The organism is Leptolyngbya sp. CCY15150, from assembly GCF_016888135.1.
Classification (GTDB): Bacteria; Cyanobacteriota; Cyanobacteriia; order RECH01; family RECH01; genus RECH01.
The window spans coordinates 121,422-142,211 of record NZ_JACSWB010000217.1; the positions used below are offsets into that span (position 1 = coordinate 121,422).

A 20,790-nucleotide genomic window follows, 5' to 3' on the forward strand; every position below is an offset into this window, starting at 1 on the left:
GCCCCTCACCATGAGAGTGAGGGGCGCAAAATACCTGTAAAATTAAACGAGCATGAAGGGATTCGAACCCCCGACCCTCAGAACCGGAATCTGATGCTCTATCCACTGAGCTACATGCCCTTATTCAGTGAGTATAGCACTTCTCTAAACACCTATGACCTATCAAGTTCTGTTTGTTTGCCTCGGCAACATTTGCCGATCACCCTCGGCTGAAAACATCATGAACCACCTGATTCAACAGCGAGGGCTCAGCGATCGCATTCAGTGTGACTCAGCAGGCACATCCAGTTACCACATCGGCAGTTCCCCCGATCGCCGCATGGCCGCCGCTGCTCGCCAGCGGGGCATTGAGCTGCGGGGACAGGCTCGGCAGTTGACCGCAGACGACCTCGATGCCTTTGACCTGATTTTGGCCATGGATCGGGAGAACTACCGCGACATCTGCGCCCTAGATATCAGTCAACGCCATCACGCCAAAATCAAGCTGATGTGTGAGTTTTGTCAGCACCATACCGACCGAGACGTCCCCGATCCTTACTATGGAGGAGCAGAAGGCTTTAACTATGTGATTGACCTGCTGCTGGATGCCTGTGAAGGGCTGCTCGACCACATCATTAGCCTCGATCCCGCCATATTCGATAGCGCTAGTTAGCCACCCAGACCTAGATCAGGTGATGTTCTAGGGCAAAACGCACCAGTTCCGCCCGATTACTCGTGGTAGTTTTGCGCAGTAAGCTGCTGACATATTTTTCGACGGTGCGTGGGCTGAGATGTAGGCGATCGCCAATTTGAGCATTCGATAAACCATCCGACAGGAGACCCAGCACATCCTGTTCTCGGGTCGTCAAATCTGGCGTATCGAGGGTGGTTAAGGGATGGGGTGCTTTAGCGTCATCACCGTAGGAGTTTGGCCGCGAGACATCTTTTCCCGACGTCGCGACAGCCTGCGTCCGCGCGTGCCATTCCGTTTGGATCATCTGCGATCGCTCTAGCAAATTGCGCACGATGGCTCCCAGTTCCACCAATTCAAACGGCTTAGCCAGGTAGGCATCACAGCCCAGCTTGTAGCCTCGAACTCGCTCTTCTGTCCGGGTTCGAGCCGTCAGAAAAATAACCGGCAATAGGCGAAACATCGGCTGACGGCGCACCTGATTGACCAACTCATACCCATCCAGAAAGGGCATCGTCACGTCGGTGATTAACAAATGGGGAGAATGTTTCTCGATCACCGATAGGGCTTCCCGACCATCTTCGGCAACAATCACAAGATAGCCTGCTAGTTCCAGATAGTCGCTGATAGATAGGCGAGTCCCTGGGTCATCTTCTGCGACGAGAATAGTCAGCGGCATAAGTAGAGAGTAGAGTGACGAAATTAGCTCACAGCTTCAAGGTTGAGAAGCATAGATATAGACTGCATTCCAACGTAACATGCCCGTCTGAAGTGCTTCAACGACGCCCCCATAGAGTCATCTTATCTACCCACGGTCTGCACCAGAGCTGATTGCAGCTCTCCATCTAACTGGCCTTAGCGATTAACAGCATAGCGCCAGAAATAGCTCACGGAGTCGAAGAGTGTGGTGCTCAACAAGGCACTCTACCTTTGTTGGTCGCTCAAGATCACAGGTTCTTGAGCCAAGATCAGGAGGGCATCTCTGCAAGCTCGTTAAACCTCAACTACCATGATGAGGTGTAGATATACACTAGGCTAGCAGCGCTGAACCTACTTGCTTAACCCAGCATCCAAGCGATCATGTTCAACCACGTTATTGGTATAAGCATAACGTGAAATTTCCATTGCCCTAGTCGTGACTTGTGAAGAGCATGGAATTCTTTTGCGATCGCGATCGCCAGCAATGCCTCACTCAGATGAGCGGTTCATGGTGCTTGGGGTTGCCTATCCTAGAGTTCCCAGCTCGGTAGCTCCAAGCTAGCCTACCCCAAGCCTGAATCTGTCCTCCCCCCTGCGCTTTACACGCTCATCAACATAGTGGACAGGAGGCCTTGAAAAAGATTCATGCCATCGGTATTGCCCAGCATGGCATCCGCGGCCCGTTCCGGGTGTGGCATCATGCCTAGAACATTGCCTTGGCGATTGCGAATGCCAGCGATATGGTTAAGCGATCCATTTGGGTTAGCTTCAGGCGTTAGCTCTCCAGCACGATTGCAATAGCGAAACAGCACCTGCTGATGAGTTTCTAGCTCGTTGAGGGTTGCTTCGTCGGCATAGTAGCACCCCTCTCCATGGGCAATGGGCAGGGTGATCACCTGTTGCGGTTGGTAGGCCTGCGTCCAGGGCTGCACCGATCGCTCCACTCTCACCGAAACGCGATCGCAGACAAAATGGAGATCCCGATTTCTCACTAAAGCTCCGGGCAAGAGACCCACTTCAGTCAGCACTTGGAAGCCGTTGCAAATCCCTAGCACCCACTTTCCCTTCTGGGCATGGTCTAGGGTAGCTTGGATGGCGGGAGAAAAGCGGGCGATCGCCCCACAGCGTAGGTAGTCTCCATAGCTAAAGCCACCGGGCACCACCATCACATCGAGATCATCAATATCCTGATCTTGGTGCCAGACCATACGCGTGGGCTGGCCGAGCAACCCCTGGGTGACCATGGCCACATCGCGATCGCAATTTGATCCAGGGAAGACAATGACGCCAAATTTCATGTAGGGATCCTCTACTAGTTCGATACAGACGCCGGGGCGATCGCATCCACCAACTCAAACCGATAGTTTTCAATGACTGGATTGGCCAGCAGTTGATCACACATGCGATCGAGCTGGCTCTCCGCTTCATCCGCCGTGGCAGCCTGGAGCGTCAGTTCCACATATTTACCAATCCGTACCCCCTCTACATTATCGTAGCCAAGATGCTTCAGGCCAGACTGGACGGCTGTCCCAGCGGGATCGAGCACCGAAGGGCGCAGGGTGACATAAATTCGGGCGTGATAGGTCTGAGTCATCGTCTCTCTACGGAATACAGGACATTATAAACAGACGGGCTGTGGGCGCTGCTCCGCAGTCCGACCGAGCAACGAGCATCCTAGCATTCCCAGGTTTACTCTCTCATAGTTCTATGGGTCTGATGAAATGATTTAGGTTGAGCAGCGCTCTATGTCATAATCTTTAACAGAGATTCTAATCTTTAACAGAGATTTTATCTCATCTACTACAGCCCAGAGACACTGGGTGGTGCTGCCTGTGGAGGACGGTTGCTTGGGAACCCCGATGAAGCAGGAAACCCCAACCGCGAGGCAGGGGAGCCCGTACTCGTCCCAGGAGGGTGAGTGGGGGACACATGTCACTGTTGTCCGTACAGAGGGTAGAGCCATGACCACTGACGCTGCCGACTCCGGCGAGACAAATCCAACTACGGCTGCTGACGTAACCGGTCAGCCAGACGAGTCCGCTGAGAATCCCACGGCTCCTTTAGAACCGAAAGACCTGGATCGCTATGAATGTCGCTCCTGTGGCTATGTGTATGAGCCGGTGAAGGGAGACGGACGGGCCGTTGAACCAGGCACTCCATTTGAAGATCTATCCATTGTTTGGCGATGCCCGGTCTGTTCAGCCCGAGCTAGCCAGTTCAGCAATATTGGCCCCACCGGCAACCCATCCGGCTTTAAAGAAAACCTAGGCTACGGGTTAGGTGTGAATCGCCTCACCCCTGGGCAAAAAAATATTCTCATTTTTAGTGCCTTGGGAATTGGAGTCCTGTTCTTCCTCAGCCTTTATGGGCTGAAGTAGAAAACCTCTCCATCAAGGGCGATCGCTCTTCTCCCCAAGCGTCCATCCGGTGTTCAGAATTGCTTAATCCTTAGACCCATTGATCATGCTGTCCTTTCCTAAGTCCATCGCTCGATTTGTCATTCTGTGTGTTGCCCTGTTGTTCGCGAGCGGCTGCACCAACGCCTATTTAGAAGGAACGGCCACCAACGCTTGGCATACGGTCAGTATTCCAACCGATGCCACCCTCCTCGATATTGCCTTTGCTGAGGATGCCCAGCATGGTTGGCTGGTTGGCAAACAGTCTACCGTCCTAGAAACGAACGACGGCGGCGTCAACTGGAAGCTGCGATCGCTTGACTTGGGCGACCAAAATTACAACTTGAACTCCGTTAGTTTTTACAACAACGAAGGGTGGATTGTGGGCCTACCCAGCCTGCTTCTGCACACCACCGATGGCGGCGACAGTTGGTCTCGCGTGCCCCTAAGTGATCAGCTTCCCGGTTCACCAGATACCATCACGGCCCTGGGAGACGGCATCGCAGAACTCACTACCGACATTGGGGCGATCTACCGCACCCAAGACGCCGGGCGAAATTGGCGCGCCATGGTCACCGAAGCTGTCGGGGTCTTGCGCAACATTTCCCGTTCCGCCGATGGTCGCTATGTGTCGGTGTCGTCCCGAGGCAACTTCTATTCAACCTGGGTTCCCGGAGATGACGTCTGGGTACAGCACAATCGCAACAGCTCTCGCCGGCTGCAGAACATGGGGTTCACGGCCGATGGACGGCTATGGCTGATCGCCCGTGGTGGCATCGTTCAATTTGGTGAAACTGAGGATGATTTAGAAGCTTGGAGCGAAGCCGTTACGCCGGAATTTGCCACCAGTTGGGGCTTTTTAGACCTCACCTATCAAACTGAGGACGATGTGTGGTTAGCAGGCGGCAGCGGCAACCTGTTCTACAGCCCAGATGGCGGCAAAACCTGGCAAAAAGACAAGGCCGTTGAAAACGTCCCTTCAAATTTCTATCGCGTGATGTTTGTGAATCCAGAGCTAGGGTTCATTTTGGGACAGAGCGGTGTGTTGCTGCGGTATGATCCAGCCACTGCAGAGCTTGCTTAGTTCCTTGAGAACCGGAATTAGGCATACTCACAACCGCTCTAAATATGGGAGACTGACCAATAGTAGAGTGCGATCGCTTTACCGTAAATCCCATCGTTTCGTATCATAAAGAATAGGTTCTAGTAGTCATAAGATTGGAGTAATTTGATGGCCGGTACCACAGGAGAACGTCCCTTTTCTGACATTGTTACCAGTATTAGATATTGGGTCATTCATAGCATCACCATTCCCGCTCTGTTTATTGCCGGATGGCTGTTTGTCAGCACTGGGTTAGCATACGACGCTTTTGGCACACCTCGCCCCAACGAGTATTTCACCCAAGAGCGCCAAGAAGTTCCTATCCTGCAGGAGCGCTTTGACGCAAAGCAACAAATTCAAGATTTTCTGAAGTAGTCCATAATTCCAAATCCGTTTGAAAACTATGACTGGAAATAATCCGAACGAGCCCATTTCTTATCCCATTTTCACCGTGCGGTGGTTAGCGGTGCACACCTTGGCTGTGCCAACCATCTTTTTCATCGGGGCGATCGCCGCTATGCAGTTTATCCAACGATAGGAGCATTTCATGGACCGTTCCCCAAATCCCAATAAGCAACCCGTAGAGCTGAATAGAACATCTCTCTACCTGGGTCTTTTACTAGTCTTCGTACTAGGAATTCTATTTTCTAGCTACTTTTTCAACTAAGCCAGCCCGGTTTGCAGGGTTTCCTGTCATGACTCATACCGTCATACTGGCTGGGAGCCTCTTGGAAACTTGCCCTATGGATCAGCGATCATGGTCGATCTGTTCCATCCATGGGTCATAGGCTGAGCTGAGATTGTTCTAGAAACCTTCAATGTTGTCTTCGTTAAAGAGGTATAGCAAACATGTCTAGTTCTGGACGTATTCCCCTGTGGGTCGTTGCCACCATCGCTGGTCTTGGCGCATTGGCCGTTCTTGGTTTGTTTTTCTACGGAGCCTACGCTGGTCTAGGTTCTTCCATCTAGTTTCACCTCGGGGCAGAGAGGCGATCGCTGCATGAGGGATCACCCCGTCTTTCCCTAGCGTGATCTAGGCTAATGTTTTCATCACAAGCGGCATTCCAGCCTTGGAGTGCCGCTTGTTGTCTTGTGATCGAGAGATTGTGCATCACACCCACAAAAATCCCCCGATTTCATGACGAAACCAGGGGACCTATGGGGGTTGGTTAACCGCGATCGCGATTATGCTAGCAGGGCTTGAAACACACCTGCCTTAAACACTTGGAACAGGATGTAAGCAAAAACAGCTCCACCCATGCCGCCAATCAAGAAACTGCCGGCAAACTCACTCCAGCCTTCTTGGGTACCCAACGCTTCCGGAGGGTGAGGATTGGTAATGGTGGCGATCGGCTTCAAAACGCCGGTGCTGCTATACAGCGATAGACAAACCGTCAGGATGAGCACCAGCACAATGGCGGCGATCAGTCCCACAAAGTCAGCTAGCTCAGTGTTGCGGAAGTGGCTACCGAGGGCAAAGGGGCCAAACAGCAAATAGCCATGGGCCATCCCAATTTCTAGCCCACGGCGCTGCGGCGAAAGCCCAGCCCGGTAAGCAGGCAGATTGTTGATAAATGCCTTGGTAAACCCAGATGAATTAACAGGGGTGGCTAAATTTCCAATTTGAGGATCGCCCGCTGGTTGAATTACTTGCATGGTCATAAAAATGAAAGCCTCCAGATGAGATTGGCTAAAGATCTGGACGAATCAACTGTCCAAAATTCAGACGTGCCCTAGAACAACATCCTGGCTCAGGAGTGACGAGGGCATGACAACAAAGGATGAGACGGTTGCCCTAAACCTCAACCTATGTTGACAACTATTGAATGTTTTCAAACATTGTGTGATGATAAGCCGCTTGGCCTATCCACCGCGATCGCCATCTTTTAGATGCCAGCGGCGTCTTCACGTTCGATATAGATAAACAGTAGCGCCATCGTAACAGCAGGGAAAACCAACCCCACAATGGGCACCAAAATGGAAGGTAAGTATGACGCTGCCATAAGTAATGTTTCCTAATGTGAAATGACACAGTGTTACAGTCGAATGTACTTTGGATTGGTCATAAATTGTGGTCTGCTAAAGATTTTTAACAAAGTTGGCATTTCTTCATAGAAAATTTGGGTTGCCCGAGGGCAAAACCTAACGTTTGCTTACTGATCCCTTCTGCTGGGAGGGCAGAACAGGGTATAGTCGTCATCGTAGTTGGTGCAGTCGCATCTTCTCAGAAAAGAGCGATCGCCCCCTGCTCATGGTTTGTTCATCCGTCACTAGCGCACTGTAGTCGAGGCTTTTCTTGGCAGATCCATCATCCCTCTCCCACAAGATTTTGGTGGTACTCAACGGTAAGGGAGGTGTTGGTAAAACCACAACCGCCGTTAACCTAGCAGCAACCTTGTCCGAGACGCAGAAGGTGTTGCTGGTGGATGCCGATCCCCAAGGGTCAGCCACTTGGTGGGTTGAGCGCAGCGACAGCGGTATGGGGTTTGATCTATCCCAGGAAACCCAGCCCCATCTACTCAGCCAACTGCGGCAAATTGACGATTATGAGGTCATTGTGGTAGATACGCCACCGGCCTTAGGGTCTCAAGCCTTGTCGGCAACGATTGGAGCAGCAGACTATTTAATTTTGCCGACGCCCCCCGCCCCTATGGATCTGACGGTGTTAATCGAGACGGTACGGCAGGCCGTGACACCCGTGGGGGTAGCGCATCGGGTCTTGTTGACCCGAGTTGATCCCCGCAGCCTTAACGAGGCAATTGAGGCCCAAAATACCCTGCTCGAACTTGGCATACCGGCTTGTAATGCTTTTATCCGTGCCTACAAAGCCCATGAGCGGGCGGCGTTAGATGGATCACCCATTAGCCAGTGGCGAGGACGGAATGCAAAGGAAGCCTGTTCTGACTATCGACGGGTTGTGGACGAAATTCAACGGGATTGGAGAACGTGATGGCAAAGAAACGACTATCCGACTTACTACGGGATGAAGCCCAGAAGAGCACGGTCGATACCACCGACGCTGTATCGGCAGACTCAGCCGCTGAAACGCCTGCCAAGGCTGAGGTGGCTTCCCCAGAGGTTGAGAATACTGAGACCCCAGACCCTGGAGATGACTCCAGCACTCCAGGGGAGCGATCGAAGCCCATCAGCCGGATGACCAAGGTTGAGCTAGAACAGGCTTGGAAGGACAGCCAGGCTGCCCTAGAAGCAGCCCAGACCCGTCTAGCGGCACAGGAGGCCCAGGTCGTCTCCCTGGAACAGCAGGTGCAGCAGGGGCAAGCCCAGGTTGATAAGCTCAAGGCCGATTTAGAAGAGTCGCGACAGGTGATTCTAAAGCTGTCGGAGGTGAACCAGCAGCTTAAGGATCAGCAGCTTGATCAACGCCCCAAGGACTCCGCGCCGGTACAGCAGGTACAGCAGACCAAGCCTCCTAGCGATCGCTCCATAGCAGCGCGACGGCTAGAGCTGGGGCCACCCCAAAATGCTCCCCTCGGGCGACCGTTGCAGCGTCCGATTCAGCCCAATGGCTTGCCGCCGATGCCTTCGGAAAACATGCCCTCAGCTCCCTTAGCCACATCACCGAGCGATCGCCGCTCTTCTCTTCCCCCCATGCCCTCCGATCGCCTATCACCCCCACCAACGGCTCTCCCACGGCCGATGCTGGGCTATGGCACTGCCCCCCAAGCCCAGGCGACGCCTCAAGATGTGCAAGCTTCCGCATTACCCCGCATGTCTACCGATGCGCTGAATGTCCGGAGGCTGCCGCCTATGCCGGTGGAGGAAGCCATTACCAAACCCGGCGATCGCCTGTCGGAATCGGATATTGGCTGGGTGGACTAGTAGACAACCTATGCGGCGATATCCAAAACCCCTGGGGCGAATGGTTTTACTGCTGGGTCTAGCCTTGCTGTGGCTCCTGTGCAGCGGTTCAGCCCAAGCTAGCTCCATCAGCGATCGCCTGGATGCCTTTCCCAACTGGTCGGGCAAGCCCCCCTTGGCGGCCCCTCGCGGTGATCTGTACTATCCAGACTGGTTTCTGGGCGAGTGGCAGGTGGTCACCCGTCTAACGGCAATGGCGGCCCCCCTTGCGCCCCAACTGGTTACCCCTGGCTATGAGAGCAATCAGGCCTATTTGGAGCAGCCTATTAGCTTCCGGGCCAGGTTCATCCAGCCAGATCCCGTCTCCATCTTTCAAACCCTGGGGCGATCGCGTTCTAGCGTAAACCTGCCAGGACAGCCGCCTGAGGTTATTGCCGATCGCGCCTTCAATGGACTGAACCTCGCCAATGCCTACCTGGGCGAAGGCGTGGTGCAACGGGTGACGGTGGATGCCAGTCAGCCCAATCGCCAGATCACCGAGCTGGGCGACAACCGCCAACTGATTTCCACCATCACAGCGCGGGATAGCGAAGCCGTCGGCAGCGATCGCTTCCTGACCACCGAGGTGTTTCAGCAAGAATTTCGCGGCAGCGCCCAACTGTACCTCAACGAGGTTGAGACCACCACCGGCTATCGTCGCCTCATGCCCCTCGATGCCAGCCAGCCGATGATCACCGCCGACCAAGTCACCGCTGTGTATCTTTCGCCCCAGGATCCAGACTATTTCAAAACCCAAGCCTCGCTGCTTGGCCCCAGTCGCCCTGTGGCGCTCTACCGCTACCGGCTTGAGTTCTTCCCCCTAGACCGTTCGGGCTAGCGCCTAGTCGCGGGAATCGACAGGGAAAGCGATCGCGTTACGTCAAGGCGATCGCCTCTCCATGCCATCAAAAACCCCAATGATCGTCCCTTAACCTGAGCCGTAAACTGGTTGTGCTGCCTGTTCTATCGTTACTGGTTCTCTATTCGCCATGAGTGTATCCCGTCTATCCTCAACCCCCACCTCCCTGCCCGCGATCGCCTCCCCAACCCCAGAAGCAGCGGTCACCCAAACCCGTAAAGCAGAGCATATTCGCGTATGCCTAGAAGAAGATGTGCAGTCTCAAACCACCACGGGGCTAGAGCGCTATCGCTTCCAGCACTGTTGCCTACCGGAGCTAGACTGGGCAGACATTGACCTCTCCACCACCTTTTTGCAGCGGCAGTTGAAGGCTCCTCTGCTGATTTCATCCATGACCGGCGGCACCGACGAAGCCCGCCAAATTAACCAGCGACTGGCAGCGATCGCCCAGCACTATGGTTTTGCCATGGGCGTCGGCTCCCAGCGGGTGGCGGTGGAAAATCCTGCAGTCAACTCGACCTTTTCGATCCGATCCCTAGCGCCAGACAGTCTGCTGCTGGCCAACCTAGGAGCGGTGCAGTTGAACTACAGGTATGGTCTAGAGGAATGTCAGCGGGTGGTGGACTGGCTGGAGGCCGATGCCCTGATTTTGCACATCAATCCTCTGCAAGAATGTGTGCAAACCCGAGGCGATACCAATTTTCGAGGCTTGTTTAATAAACTTGAAACCCTGTGCGCTCGGCTGCCCGTGCCGGTGATCGCTAAAGAGGTGGGCAACGGTATTTCCGGGGCGATCGCTCAACGGTTAATCAACGCCGGCGTAGCAGCCATCGATGTGGCCGGTGCGGGCGGGACGTCTTGGGCCAAGGTGGAAGGCGAACGGGCTAAAGATGCTCGGCAGCGGCGGCTGGGGCAGACCTTTGCCAACTGGGGCATCCCCACGGCCCAATGTGTCACCGAGGTGCGAGCGATCGCCCCCCAGATTCCCCTGATTGCTTCGGGGGGGCTGCGCAATGGCTTGGATGTGGCCAAAGCGATCGCCCTGGGAGCCGATTTAGCTGGATTAGCCTTCCCCTTCCTCCAGGCCGCCGCACTGTCTGAGGAAGCCTTGGTTGACCTTGCCGAAGCCCTCGTAGCCGAGTTGACCACCGTTCTGCTCTGCACCGGCGCAGGCAATCTAGCCCAACTCAAAAGCATGAATGCTCTAGAGCGATTAGCATAGTAAAAAAGTCTCGGAACCCATGCGCGATTTCTTTCGGTACGTCTTGGCTAGCTTTGTCGGGCTGCTGCTCTTTTCCACCCTCAGCGTCGGCGCACTGGTGGTGTTTATTCTGATGATTGCCCTGGGCTCTCGGGATACTGAACCCCTGGTCGAGAAAGACTCCATCCTGGTGTTTGACCTCTCCCTGGACATCACCGACTCCAACCCAGGCTCCAACCCTGCTGATTTGTTTAACGATGCCCTTTCCGGCAGCAGCACTCCCACGCCTATTTCCCTACGCACCGTCCTAGATACCCTCGAAGAAGCCGCCAACGACGATCGGATTGTGGGCATCTTCATCCAAGGCACCACCTCTGCCGAAGGGCGCGGATCGGGGTTTGCGACCCTGCGCGAGGTGCGGGAAGGGCTGCAGCAGTTTCAGGACAGCGGCAAGCCTATCTATGCCTACGAAACCGGCTGGCGTGAGCGCGACTATTACATCACATCCTTAGCCGACTCGGTGATTCTCAATCCTACAGGCAGCATTGAACTGAATGGGTTTAGCGCCGAGACTCTATTTTTTGGAGATGCCTTCGAGCAGTACGGCATTGATGTGCAAATTATTCGCGCTGGGCAGTATAAATCCGCCGTGGAGCCCTTTACACGCAACAGCAATAGCCCCGAAAATCGCGAGCAGTCGCAGCAGCTTCTCAACGATCTCTGGAGCGAATTTCTCACCACCACGGCCAGCGATCGCTCCCTAGAGGTCAGCGATCTGCAGGCGATCGCCGATAGCCAAGCCATCCTCCTGCCCGAGGCAGCCCTAGAAGCAGGCTTGGTCGATCAAGTTGCCTATGCCGACGAGGTGATTGGCGAACTGCGCGAACTAACCGACGAAACCGAATATTCCCCCAACGCGCCCTCCTTCCGCAACATTGGGCTCTCCGCCTATGCCCAAGCCATGGGCACGATCTCACCCAACCGACCCCGCTCCGAGAACCAGATTGCCGTAGTCTATGCCGATGGCACCATTGTCAGCGGCGAGGGGGGCGTTGGTCTGGTGGGGGGCGATCGCTTAGCCCGACAACTGCGGGATCTGCGCCAAGATGAGGCCGTGAAAGCAGTCGTCCTGCGGGTGAACAGCCCTGGGGGTGGCGCGTCTCCCTCAGAAATTATCGCCCGCGAGGTGATGCTCACCCAGGCAGAAAAGCCGGTGATTGTCTCCATGGGCAGTATTGCCGCATCGGGCGGATACATGATTGCCGCCCATGGCGATCGCATCTTTGCATCTCCCAACACCATCACCGGATCGATTGGCGTCTTTGGTCTCGTTCTGAACGTACAGGAACTAGCCAACGAGAATGGTCTTACCTGGGACGTGGTGAAAACCGGCCCCTTCGCCGACAGCAACACCATTGCCCGCCCGCTCACGGAGCAAGAACTCTCCATTGGGCAACGGGTGGTGGATCAAATTTATGCCCGGTTTACCAACATTGTGGCCGAGGGGCGTCCGCTGTCTTCAACCGATGTGGCCGCCGTGGCCCAGGGGCGAGTTTGGTCGGGCATTGACGCCCAACAGGTGGGGCTGGTGGATGAGATCGGCGGACTAGAGGACGCGATCGCTGCCGCAGCAGAACAAGCTGAGCTAGGCGATGATTGGCAGCTCAACGAATATCCCCAACCGCGCACGTTTGAAGAGCAACTTTTTGAAAGCTTATTTGGTAGTCAACTGCGATCGCTGTTCCGTCCTACAGCCCAAGCTGATCCCCTCACTCAGGAATTTCATCACCTGCGGGGACAACTGCAGCAGCTTGAGGCTCTCGACGATCCTCGCGGTGTCTACCTATTACTGCCTTTCTTTCCTCAGATTAACTAGCCCATCCAGCCTACCCATCGCCCCAGCACCTCATCCTAGGGTGCCTTGGGGCAAACTTATTGCTGGGCTATCCTATGGACTACCGGGTAGGACGACGTTTCTGGAGAAACTCAGGGATGTCAAGACCACCTGAGGGTTTTGGACGAGGATCGGGGGACGGCGAGGCGGGCGGAGGAGCAGGCGATCGCTTCATGGGAGACACACGGGTTGCCGTTTGGGCTTGGGTGACCGGCACCTCAGGCGAAAACCCAGTGGCAATCACCGTAATCCGCACTTCTCCCTGCAGGCGATGATCCAGCACCGCCCCAAAAATGATGTTGGCATTGGGATCCACCGCTTCGTAGATGATTTCCGCAGCAGCATTCACCTCATGCAGCGTCAGATCATCGCCTCCGGTAATGTTGAAGACCACACCTTTCGCACCATCGATGGAAGACTCCAACAACGGTGATGAAATGGCGGTAATGGCAGCTTCTCGGGCCCGAGATTTACCCGAGCCAATTCCAATACCCATCAGCGCCGAGCCAGCATCGGCCATCACCGCACGCACATCGGCAAAGTCCACATTCACCAAGCCGGGGATGGTAATAATATCGGAAATACCCTGCACCCCTTGGCGCAAAATATCATCGGCGACCCGGAAAGCTTCCTGGACAGGGGTTTGCTCAGAGATCACCGACAGCAATTTATCGTTGGGAATCACAATCAGCGTATCCACCCGACTCTGAAGGGCCTCAATGCCACCATCAGCCTGGCTCGTACGTCGTCGTCCCTCAAAGGTAAAGGGACGCGTGACCACGCCCACGGTCAGAGCACCGATTTCCTTCGCTACCTCGGCCACAATAGGGGCTGCACCGGTGCCGGTACCGCCGCCCATGCCAGCGGTAATAAAGACGAGGTCGGATCCCTTCAGGGCAGCAGAAATTTCATCCCGCGACTCTTCAGCCGCCTTCTGCCCAATGGCAGGGTTGCCCCCTGCTCCTAGACCACGAGTAACTTTCTGCCCTATGTGAAGGCAGTTGTGGGAATCGTTGAGGGTCAAGGCCTGGGAGTCGGTATTCACCGACCAAAATTCTACTCCAGCAACCTCGCTAGCAATCATGCGGTTGACTGCATTACAGCCGCCGCCCCCCACTCCAATGACTTTAATTCTGGCTACACTGCTCGACACAATTTCACCACTCCTGGGTTCGTCTGCCAGGGCATTATGGGCATCATAAACCTGATTCAAATGATCTTTAGAATTTGTGAAAGGATTTGAAGCCGTCATCGATATATGGATTTTCCTTATCAGGTTACTCAGGGGATGCCACCACTATATTCGCGGCTGAGCTGATGATCAAAAAAAACATCACATCAGGAGCACCGGATGCAAGAATCCCCACCCTCGGACAACTCTAGACAACTATAGGGTAACTTGCAGCAAAAACCAACAATTCCTCCTAAACATGGGTTCTGCTAGGAACCAAGAAGGCTACTGGGGCAAGTCTTCGGTGACTATCAGAAGAACGTAGCTAGAGCGGCATGATCAACCAAGACTCAGTCATCTTCTATGGGTATACGTTTCCCTCTTGCCCTTACCAATCATGCTAACTGACAAATTCTAGACTACTGTCAGCAAAACGGCCCGTTCCCGCGCAGGACTATTAAGAAACTTATATCCCTAGAAACTCAGCCGTTAACGATTAATTAGGCTCTGGGCTGTTGTTTTCTTGGGGCAGCACCTCCACCGGCGGCAGACTGGAGGGCACTATACCTAGCTCTTGCAGCAACGGCGACTCTGGGTTGCGTAGATCAATATAGTCCAGATTCCCTATATCAATGTGCTGGGGCAACGTACGCAGTTGATCGAGCACCTGTAGTTGATAGGGAAAGCGATCGCTGTAGGGGCCAAAATGAACCATACCCAATTCTGTAGATAGCACCAAATTACTAGGATCACGCCAGTCAACCTCATAGATGGATAGGGGGGACTGGTATAAGACTTGGTATAACTGAGACCACTGACTGCGCTGGTGTTCTTGCATACCTCGCACCTTCAGCTCCGGGAGAGACAGAGAGTCATCTAAGGCTACATAGGCAGATAGGGACATCCAAAATCCCTTTTCATCAATCAACCCTACGTGAGCCATGGGATCGCTATCGGTTGCGGCAGCTTCGACCCGTAGATCCGGGCTGGCAGAGGCATTCCCTCGGATGAGGACAGCTACGGGTCGGCGCTCCTGAAGTTGCACATTCAGCCCCGGTGGCAAGAGTCGCCGGGTGACGGTCGCTTCTTCAATGGGCCCTTGGGCTTCTAAATAGTCAGCGATCGCGTTGGGATCAAGATGTAGCAACGATTGAGGATAGGTGATCGGTAGCAGGGAGTGAATCGCATCAACCGAGAGCAGCTCATTGCCCTCAACGGTCACTTGATCGACGCGATGTAGAATCCACACTGGCTGGGTTGTGACCCATACCAGTCCACCGGCCATCCCCACAACTAAGCCTGTTCGCCAAAGCGATCGCAGAAATCGCCATCGTCGCTGACGGCGAAGCAACTGACGACGTTGGGCAAGATCAGTACGAGAGACAGAAACAAGGTCAGTCATCTCAGGGTCAGGAACACTATAGAGACGAGGGTACAACGATCATTCGAGGCAGCCTTCCCAGCATCCGCTTAGATTAGCCGATGGGCTTGCCGATGGGGCAACCCTGCATGAGGTTTCCCGCAGATCCACACACTCCAGACAAGCTCGGCAGACACCGACGCGAGACCGGGGGATGAGCATTGCGAATCATGTAGCCATGACCCAGGCTCAGGAACGGCGCTGCTCGTGGTCTGGGCCTGGGCAAGAGACGTGATTAAGCCTCAGGACTGAGCGTAAGCTGCTGACGATGGCGTTCAAGATACATGCCCCATTTTAGAGCGAGGGGCAGCTCGGTAAAGGGAATGCAAGCAGGGGCGGAAGTATGTCTCAGGTGTAGGGCAAGTTGAATGCGACGCTTGGATGGAGCGATCGCCTCTTGTTGCTCTAGAGCCATAAATTGGTCGGCAGGAATCTCCTCCGAACCGTGGTTGACCGTGATGCGCACAATATCAGCGATCGCCACATGGTGTAGATCAACGGGGCCACGACGGGTGGGTTTGCCCCAGGTGAGGCGATCGCCCGTCTGCCCTAGCATGGCATAAATATCGTATTTTGCCCGCTCAAAGTCGGATGCCCAAACCTTATAGGCCTCTAGTTTTTGGTATTCATTCCATCCAGCCCAGGCTAGCCCGATAAACAACGCCAGCAGCGGTAACCACATTAGCCCGCGTTCCATTGCCCCTACCCTTTAGCGCAGCGATTCTCTCAACTGTAGCAAGATTCGATCCCGACCCAACAGCCCGACCCCGAGCAGAGTGAGCTATGGTAGGAAAAATTCTGTCACTCGCCAAGCCATGAAACGACTACTGCTGCTGGGACTATTTTTGGGGGGACTGATCTGGGCCGTGGCGACGGCTCCCCAATTGATGAATCGGGGTGACTATACCTCACTCCTGCTCGACTTTCGAGATGATCTGCCTGCGGAAACGGTGACCCAATACCTAGAGGCGATCGCTCAAGAAACCGGACAGACGCCCATCCTCAACAGTTCCTTTTCCAACGAGCAGCAGTTGTATGTCATCGAAGGCGATCGCTCCCTTCTGCGTAGTCTGAAGCGATCGCCTTTGGGATCCGATTTGGAGTCAGTTGGCCCCAACTTTCTCTATTCTATTCAAGCGATCCCCAACGATCCCGACTACAGCAAGCAGTGGAATCTCCGCAGCATCAATATGGAGCGGGCTTGGGATGATGCCCAGGGCGAGGGAATTACGGTAGCCGTGATCGATACGGGCATCACCCCGGTGCCTGATCTTAAAGACACCACCTTCGTGGCCGGCTACGACTTCGTCAACAACCAGGTGGAGGCGTTGGACGATAACGGCCACGGCACCCATGTGGCCGGCACCATCGCCCAATCCACCAACAATGGCTATGGGGTGGCGGGTATTGCTTACAAAGCCAAACTCATGCCTCTCAAGGTCTTGAGCGCAGAAGGCAGCGGTACCGTATCCGACATTGCCGAAGCCATCCGCTTTGCCGCCGACCACGGAGCTGACGTGATCAACATGAGCATGGGTGGCTTTGGTGACAGCCAAGTGCTGCAGGATGCGATCGCCTATGCCCACCAACGCAAGGTGGTGATTGTGGCCGCAGCGGGCAATGCCAATGCCAATGCCGCTGCCTTCCCAGCCCGCTATGCCAACGTAATTGCCGTCTCCGCCCTAGATGCCACCGGCGTCAAAGCACCCTACTCCAACTTTGGGGCTGGAGTTGACCTTGCTGCTCCCGGCGGAAGCTTGGGGCAGGAGAGTGATGCGGGTGGAATTTTACAAGAAACCCTCGATCCAGCAACCGGGAATCCCGCATGGCGATCGCTCCAGGGTACCAGCATGGCCGCGCCCCACGTGGCGGGGGTTGCCGCCCTGCTCAAATCCGTCGGCATCGATGATCCTGAGGAAATCGCCACCCTGCTGAAAACCTCCGCCCGTACCGTCGAGAACGACACCCTCAACCACTATGGCGCTGGACAACTGGATGCCGGAGCCGCCGTCACGCTTGCCCTGCAGGGACAGCTCAACCTCCGCGACTTTTTCCGCTGGTTTAAGAATCAGGGCTATCTCAACCTGCGCTTTTGGTTTGATGGCGGCATTATCGCCTTCTGGCCAAAAGTAGCCATGGTGCTGGGTTCCTACCTCTTGGCTTGGGTGTTGCGCAATTATCTGCCGGGACTCGGGGGTTGGGCCTTGTCGAGCGGGTTGATTGCTGGCAGTTCGGGTCTATTTTTCCTGCGAGGGCTCTATATCTACGACCTACCCCAATGGCCCCTGCGGGTCATGGGTAGTTCTCTGACCGAACTCGGCGGTGCTATTCAAGGTAGCGCGGTGCTCAATCCCCTATTTGCTAGCGTCCTGATTCCCTTGGGCTGCCTAGCGGTCTTGCTGGGGCATCCCGGCGGTCGGTTACTCACCATCGGCACCAGCTTGGGTATGACAGCGGCGCTCACGGTCAGCGCAGTCTTGAGTTATCCAGTCCTCGGGCTCGGCAGTGGAGCGATCGCCCAAGGATTTTTGTTGGTGAATGCCTTGCTCTGCTTCGCCATTGCCAATCTAGCCGCCAAGACAGAGGTATCCCCCCGATGAGCACTGTTCACCTCAGCGGCACCATCCAGCGGGTCACCCTGGGCATGGGGGCTTGGACATTGGTGACCGACCAAGGCGACACCTATGAGCTGCACCGCCCACCCGCAGACCTGTGCAATGCAGGACTCGCGGTGACAGTTCAAGGGCAGATCCGTTCCGACATCGCGACCCTAGCCATGGTAGGCCCCGTTCTGGAGATCAAAACGTTTTCCATCGTCGAGTAGCCAGCTTGCGGTTTAAAACCGGCTGGCTGACAACGACTTGAAGCCCCTCACTCCCAACCCCTCTCCCAGAAGGGTCTACCCATACATACAAGTCCAAAACCTGGGACACCAATCCTGAAGCTCGCAGAGTGCTGTTAGACGCAGTCATAACGCACCGCTTATGGGGCTTGGGGGCGATCGCCCACCAATTCATTTGCACAACTGCGCAATTGTGACATCGTGCAATTATGCAATCAGAAACTGTTATTGAATCGCTTTTAGCGCTTGCCCAAGAAACGAGGCTGGCTGCCTACCGCCTGCTCGTTCGTGCAGGGCCTGCGGGTCTACCAGCAGGAGACATTGCGGAGGCTTTGAGCGCCCACCCTTCTACCATGTCTCGGCATCTTGCACAGCTAGAACGAGCTCATCTAATCCACTCTTGGCGTGTTCAACGGCAAGTATTCTATGCGATCCACTGGGATGGAACGAGGCAGCTTCTGCAGTTTCTCACGGAGGATTGCTGCAAAGCAGACCCATTAGTTTGGTGTGACGACCAGTCTGAAAACTGCACAGGTCAACAGAACCTAGGAGAAAACCATGAGCTTTGATCACAAACCTAGAATTCTTTTTCTTTATGGTTCTTTGCGAGAACGCTCCTACAGTCGTTTACTTGCGGAAGAAGCTGCCAGAATTATTGAAGAATTCGGTGCAGAGGTTCGGTTTTTTCATCCCCATGAGTTGCCTCTCCATGCAAGCGTTCCCGATACTCATCCTAAGGTTCAGGAGCTCAGAGACCTTGTCAACTGGTCAGAAGGGCAAGTCTGGTCAAGCCCAGAGATGCACGGAACAATGAGTGGTCTACTCAAACATCAAATTGACTGGATTCCGCTCAGTATGGGAGCAGTGCGACCGACGCAAGGCAAAACCCTCGCCGTGATGCAGGTGTGTGGCGGTTCACAATCCTACAATGCCGTCAATACACTGCGCGTGTTAGGGCGTTGGATGCGAATGTTCACGATTCCCAATCAGTCGTCTGTGCCAAAAGCCTATCAAGAATTTAATGAAGATGGGACGATGAAAGACTCGCCCTACCGCGATCGCGTTGTCGATGTGATGGAAGAGCTTTACAAGTTCACGCTGCTGTTACGTGACAAAGTTGATTACCTAACCGATCGCTATAGTGAACGCAAAGAAGAAACTGAACGACAGGCGAGAGACATTGTCAGCCAATCCATGGGTTCAGCCTCTAGTTCATAACTAAGGTTTGTCAGGCAGGGTTCAAACCGATGCGGCCTTCAACACCCCATAGGTTACAGGCGTAGCGATCGCCACATCAACCACCGATCGCTGGGTCAGGCTTCGCCAATGGGCCGTCAATAGATCTGGCGTTTGACAGCCCACACTGGCGATCGCTGCCTCGGTGGGAAACGGCCATAGTCGGTCAAATATGAGATCATCAGCCAGGATCACCACCTGCAGCATGTAAACCGCTGGGGGAGCCGAGAGCGATCGCAGCAGATTTCCCCCCAGACGATAGAGGGATTGGCGCTGCCGATCGGATAGATGTAGGGGCTGTAGGTAGGGCATGGTGGGGCGATCGCTGCCCTGGATATCGACCTCATGCACCGGAGCGATCGCTTCTGCATAGAGCGGCCCTCGCGCCGTCCAGACAATCGGCACCTGAATCGTGCCCGTGCCCGTGCTGTGACCCCAGGTATCGGCCACCCAGCGCCGCAGTCCGTCAACATCGCGGCAGCGGGCATAGATCGACTGCCCTGGAAATTCTAGATCCGCTGACATATCCAAGGTAAGCGGACAGAGAATGGCGTCTGGATCCGCATCTTGCCAAGCCTGCCCCACCTGGGACGCCGCCAAGCAGGTCACAGAATCGCCGGTTGAGGTCACAGGATCGGCAGCGATCGCCTTTTGTAGGGCCATGAGTCGCTGATCCATTTCAGATCCCGTACGGTTCAGAGAGCGATCGCCATCATCCACCGCAATCAGTACCGTGACCACCTAAGCGTCTCCAAAACTGGGAATAACCGGCTTTCCGCCTAGACCAGGTACAAAGCTGGGCAGGTCTACATGATTGGTCTGACGATTGCGCACCGCCAGACGGTAGCTGACGCTCTGGAGTTCAGCATGAAGCTGACGATTTTCTCGCTGAATATGCGCCACTTTTTCCTTAATCGGCGCTAAACGTTCGGCAAACTTCTGGCGATACACGCCCGGCATTTCCTGCACCACCTGCTCTAGCATTCGAGAGCGATCGGTGAGTTCATGAACCGTCTGCCGTAGCTGATAAATTTCGGCATCCCGCTCAGAAATTTGCTCTTGGTAAAACTGCACCTGCTGTTCCACACCGCGCAGTTGTTCGCGCAAAGCCTGCATTTCTGATTGGTGCTGCTCTGATAGCTGAGGCGAAGCTGGCACAATGCTGTTATTGCCCTTCACCAAGCGAAAGAGCTCCTGGGAGAGCTGCTGCACCAACTGATCTCGCATCTGCAGTTCGTCCTGCAAGCGCGACAGTTCAGCTTGAGGATGGGCTGGGGTTCGAAGGTCAGTTTGCATGGTGTGGCTCCACTATGGCGATTTCAACGGCGAGGTCAAGCAAGTAGCTCATTCAAAACATTTAACGTCTGAGGCAGAATGGGCGATCATCCAAGGCTGAGTCCTGACCGACTGAGTCACCCAAGGCCGCAGGCAGCTTCTGCACG

Annotated in this window: 26 protein-coding genes and 1 tRNA gene; 16 read left to right on the top strand and 11 right to left on the bottom strand. The window is 54.8% G+C overall.

The window, feature by feature from the left end:
* Window positions 1–47: 47 nt before the first annotated feature.
* Window positions 48–120: transfer RNA gene (locus JUJ53_RS16715), tRNA-Arg, on the bottom strand.
* Between the two features lie 34 nt (window positions 121–154).
* Here JUJ53_RS16715 and JUJ53_RS16720 point away from each other — a divergent pair.
* Window positions 155–652: a low molecular weight protein-tyrosine-phosphatase gene (locus JUJ53_RS16720; protein ID WP_204153167.1), complete on the top strand. Its 498-nt coding sequence runs from the start codon at window positions 155–157 to the stop codon at window positions 650–652.
* A gap of 10 nt (window positions 653–662) precedes the next feature.
* Here the strand turns inward: JUJ53_RS16720 and JUJ53_RS16725 are convergent, their stop codons facing one another.
* From JUJ53_RS16725 to purS, 3 genes are all read right to left on the bottom strand, one after another.
* Window positions 663–1,349, bottom strand: a complete 687-nt coding sequence (locus JUJ53_RS16725; protein WP_204153168.1) for a response regulator transcription factor — start codon at window positions 1,347–1,349, stop codon at window positions 663–665.
* 619 nt (window positions 1,350–1,968) lie between these two features.
* A complete protein-coding gene (gene purQ, locus JUJ53_RS16730) occupies window positions 1,969–2,667 on the bottom strand; it encodes a phosphoribosylformylglycinamidine synthase subunit PurQ (protein WP_204153169.1) in 699 nt (232 codons plus the stop codon).
* 14 nt (window positions 2,668–2,681) lie between these two features.
* Window positions 2,682–2,963, bottom strand: coding sequence for a phosphoribosylformylglycinamidine synthase subunit PurS (gene purS, locus JUJ53_RS16735; protein WP_204153170.1), 282 nt, complete (start codon window positions 2,961–2,963; stop codon window positions 2,682–2,684).
* A 367-nt stretch (window positions 2,964–3,330) separates the two neighbouring features.
* On the opposite strand from purS, the gene JUJ53_RS16740 reads away from it, so the two are divergent.
* The 6 genes from JUJ53_RS16740 (at window position 3,331) to JUJ53_RS16765 (ending at window position 5,836) form a co-directional block, all read left to right on the top strand.
* On the top strand, window positions 3,331–3,747 hold the full coding sequence (locus JUJ53_RS16740) for a rubredoxin (protein WP_204153171.1): 417 nt from the start codon (window positions 3,331–3,333) through the stop codon (window positions 3,745–3,747).
* Between the two features lie 85 nt (window positions 3,748–3,832).
* A complete protein-coding gene (locus tag JUJ53_RS16745; RefSeq protein WP_204153172.1) occupies window positions 3,833–4,849 on the top strand; it encodes a photosynthesis system II assembly factor Ycf48 in 1,017 nt (338 codons plus the stop codon).
* Between the two features lie 147 nt (window positions 4,850–4,996).
* A complete protein-coding gene (psbE, locus tag JUJ53_RS16750) occupies window positions 4,997–5,242 on the top strand; it encodes a cytochrome b559 subunit alpha (RefSeq protein WP_204153173.1) in 246 nt (81 codons plus the stop codon).
* 28 nt (window positions 5,243–5,270) lie between these two features.
* Window positions 5,271–5,405, top strand: coding sequence for a cytochrome b559 subunit beta (gene psbF, locus JUJ53_RS16755; RefSeq protein ID WP_204153174.1), 135 nt, complete (start codon window positions 5,271–5,273; stop codon window positions 5,403–5,405).
* 9 nt (window positions 5,406–5,414) lie between these two features.
* Window positions 5,415–5,534, top strand: a complete 120-nt coding sequence (locus tag JUJ53_RS16760; protein WP_204153175.1) for a photosystem II reaction center protein L — start codon at window positions 5,415–5,417, stop codon at window positions 5,532–5,534.
* A gap of 182 nt (window positions 5,535–5,716) precedes the next feature.
* Window positions 5,717–5,836, top strand: a complete 120-nt coding sequence (locus JUJ53_RS16765; RefSeq protein WP_204153176.1) for a photosystem II reaction center protein J — start codon at window positions 5,717–5,719, stop codon at window positions 5,834–5,836.
* 216 nt (window positions 5,837–6,052) lie between these two features.
* Here JUJ53_RS16765 and JUJ53_RS16770 read toward each other — a convergent pair whose 3' ends face one another.
* Together JUJ53_RS16770 and psaI are read right to left on the bottom strand one after the other, a co-directional pair.
* Window positions 6,053–6,529: a photosystem I reaction center subunit XI gene (locus JUJ53_RS16770; RefSeq protein WP_239125130.1), complete on the bottom strand. Its 477-nt coding sequence runs from the start codon at window positions 6,527–6,529 to the stop codon at window positions 6,053–6,055.
* A gap of 224 nt (window positions 6,530–6,753) precedes the next feature.
* On the bottom strand, window positions 6,754–6,870 hold the full coding sequence (gene psaI, locus JUJ53_RS16775) for a photosystem I reaction center subunit VIII (protein WP_204153178.1): 117 nt from the start codon (window positions 6,868–6,870) through the stop codon (window positions 6,754–6,756).
* Between the two features lie 293 nt (window positions 6,871–7,163).
* Between psaI and JUJ53_RS16780 the strand changes: the two genes are divergently transcribed.
* From JUJ53_RS16780 to sppA, 5 genes are all read left to right on the top strand, one after another.
* Window positions 7,164–7,817 (top strand): ParA family protein, encoded by a 654-nt coding sequence (locus tag JUJ53_RS16780; RefSeq protein WP_239125131.1) that lies wholly within the window; start codon window positions 7,164–7,166, stop codon window positions 7,815–7,817.
* Entirely contained in the window at window positions 7,817–8,707 is an 891-nt protein-coding gene (locus JUJ53_RS16785; protein WP_204153179.1) for a hypothetical protein, read from the top strand. Before JUJ53_RS16780 ends, JUJ53_RS16785 begins: the two co-directional genes overlap by 1 nt.
* A 10-nt stretch (window positions 8,708–8,717) precedes the next feature.
* Window positions 8,718–9,563, top strand: coding sequence for a DUF6816 family protein (locus JUJ53_RS16790; protein WP_204153180.1), 846 nt, complete (start codon window positions 8,718–8,720; stop codon window positions 9,561–9,563).
* A gap of 151 nt (window positions 9,564–9,714) precedes the next feature.
* A complete protein-coding gene (gene fni, locus JUJ53_RS16795; protein ID WP_204153181.1) occupies window positions 9,715–10,806 on the top strand; it encodes a type 2 isopentenyl-diphosphate Delta-isomerase in 1,092 nt (363 codons plus the stop codon).
* A 19-nt stretch (window positions 10,807–10,825) separates the two neighbouring features.
* The gene (sppA, locus tag JUJ53_RS16800) at window positions 10,826–12,661 is read left to right on the top strand and encodes a signal peptide peptidase SppA (protein ID WP_204153182.1); all 1,836 of its coding nucleotides are present in this window, start codon (window positions 10,826–10,828) and stop codon (window positions 12,659–12,661) included.
* Between the two features lie 79 nt (window positions 12,662–12,740).
* Here sppA and ftsZ read toward each other — a convergent pair whose 3' ends face one another.
* The 3 genes from ftsZ to JUJ53_RS16815 all read right to left on the bottom strand — a co-directional run bounded on the left by ftsZ (window position 12,741) and on the right by JUJ53_RS16815 (window position 15,967).
* Window positions 12,741–13,964, bottom strand: a complete 1,224-nt coding sequence (gene ftsZ, locus JUJ53_RS16805; RefSeq protein ID WP_343327974.1) for a cell division protein FtsZ — start codon at window positions 13,962–13,964, stop codon at window positions 12,741–12,743.
* Between the two features lie 382 nt (window positions 13,965–14,346).
* Window positions 14,347–15,252, bottom strand: coding sequence for an FtsQ-type POTRA domain-containing protein (locus tag JUJ53_RS16810; RefSeq protein ID WP_204153184.1), 906 nt, complete (start codon window positions 15,250–15,252; stop codon window positions 14,347–14,349).
* A gap of 253 nt (window positions 15,253–15,505) precedes the next feature.
* Window positions 15,506–15,967 carry a hypothetical protein gene (locus JUJ53_RS16815; protein WP_204153185.1) on the bottom strand — a complete coding sequence of 154 codons (462 nt, stop codon included), beginning with the start codon at window positions 15,965–15,967 and terminating at the stop codon, window positions 15,506–15,508.
* Between the two features lie 118 nt (window positions 15,968–16,085).
* Here JUJ53_RS16815 and JUJ53_RS16820 point away from each other — a divergent pair, with 118 nt between their 5' ends.
* From JUJ53_RS16820 to arsH, 4 genes are all read left to right on the top strand, one after another.
* Window positions 16,086–17,870 (top strand): S8 family peptidase, encoded by a 1,785-nt coding sequence (locus tag JUJ53_RS16820; RefSeq protein WP_204153186.1) that lies wholly within the window; start codon window positions 16,086–16,088, stop codon window positions 17,868–17,870.
* Complete coding sequence (locus tag JUJ53_RS16825; protein WP_204153187.1) at window positions 17,867–18,094, top strand: hypothetical protein; 228 nt, start codon at window positions 17,867–17,869, stop codon at window positions 18,092–18,094. Before JUJ53_RS16820 ends, JUJ53_RS16825 begins: the two co-directional genes overlap by 4 nt.
* A 227-nt stretch (window positions 18,095–18,321) precedes the next feature.
* A complete protein-coding gene (locus JUJ53_RS16830) occupies window positions 18,322–18,681 on the top strand; it encodes a helix-turn-helix domain-containing protein (protein ID WP_204153188.1) in 360 nt (119 codons plus the stop codon).
* Window positions 18,671–19,330 (top strand): arsenical resistance protein ArsH, encoded by a 660-nt coding sequence (gene arsH, locus JUJ53_RS16835; protein ID WP_204153189.1) that lies wholly within the window; start codon window positions 18,671–18,673, stop codon window positions 19,328–19,330. Before JUJ53_RS16830 ends, arsH begins: the two co-directional genes overlap by 11 nt.
* A gap of 21 nt (window positions 19,331–19,351) precedes the next feature.
* Here arsH and JUJ53_RS16840 read toward each other — a convergent pair whose 3' ends face one another.
* Window positions 19,352–20,089 carry a hypothetical protein gene (locus JUJ53_RS16840; RefSeq protein ID WP_204153190.1) on the bottom strand — a complete coding sequence of 246 codons (738 nt, stop codon included), beginning with the start codon at window positions 20,087–20,089 and terminating at the stop codon, window positions 19,352–19,354.
* Window positions 20,090–20,644, bottom strand: a complete 555-nt coding sequence (locus JUJ53_RS16845) for an Npun_F5560 family protein (RefSeq protein ID WP_204153191.1) — start codon at window positions 20,642–20,644, stop codon at window positions 20,090–20,092. It lies immediately after the preceding gene.
* Window positions 20,645–20,790 lie beyond the last annotated feature (146 nt).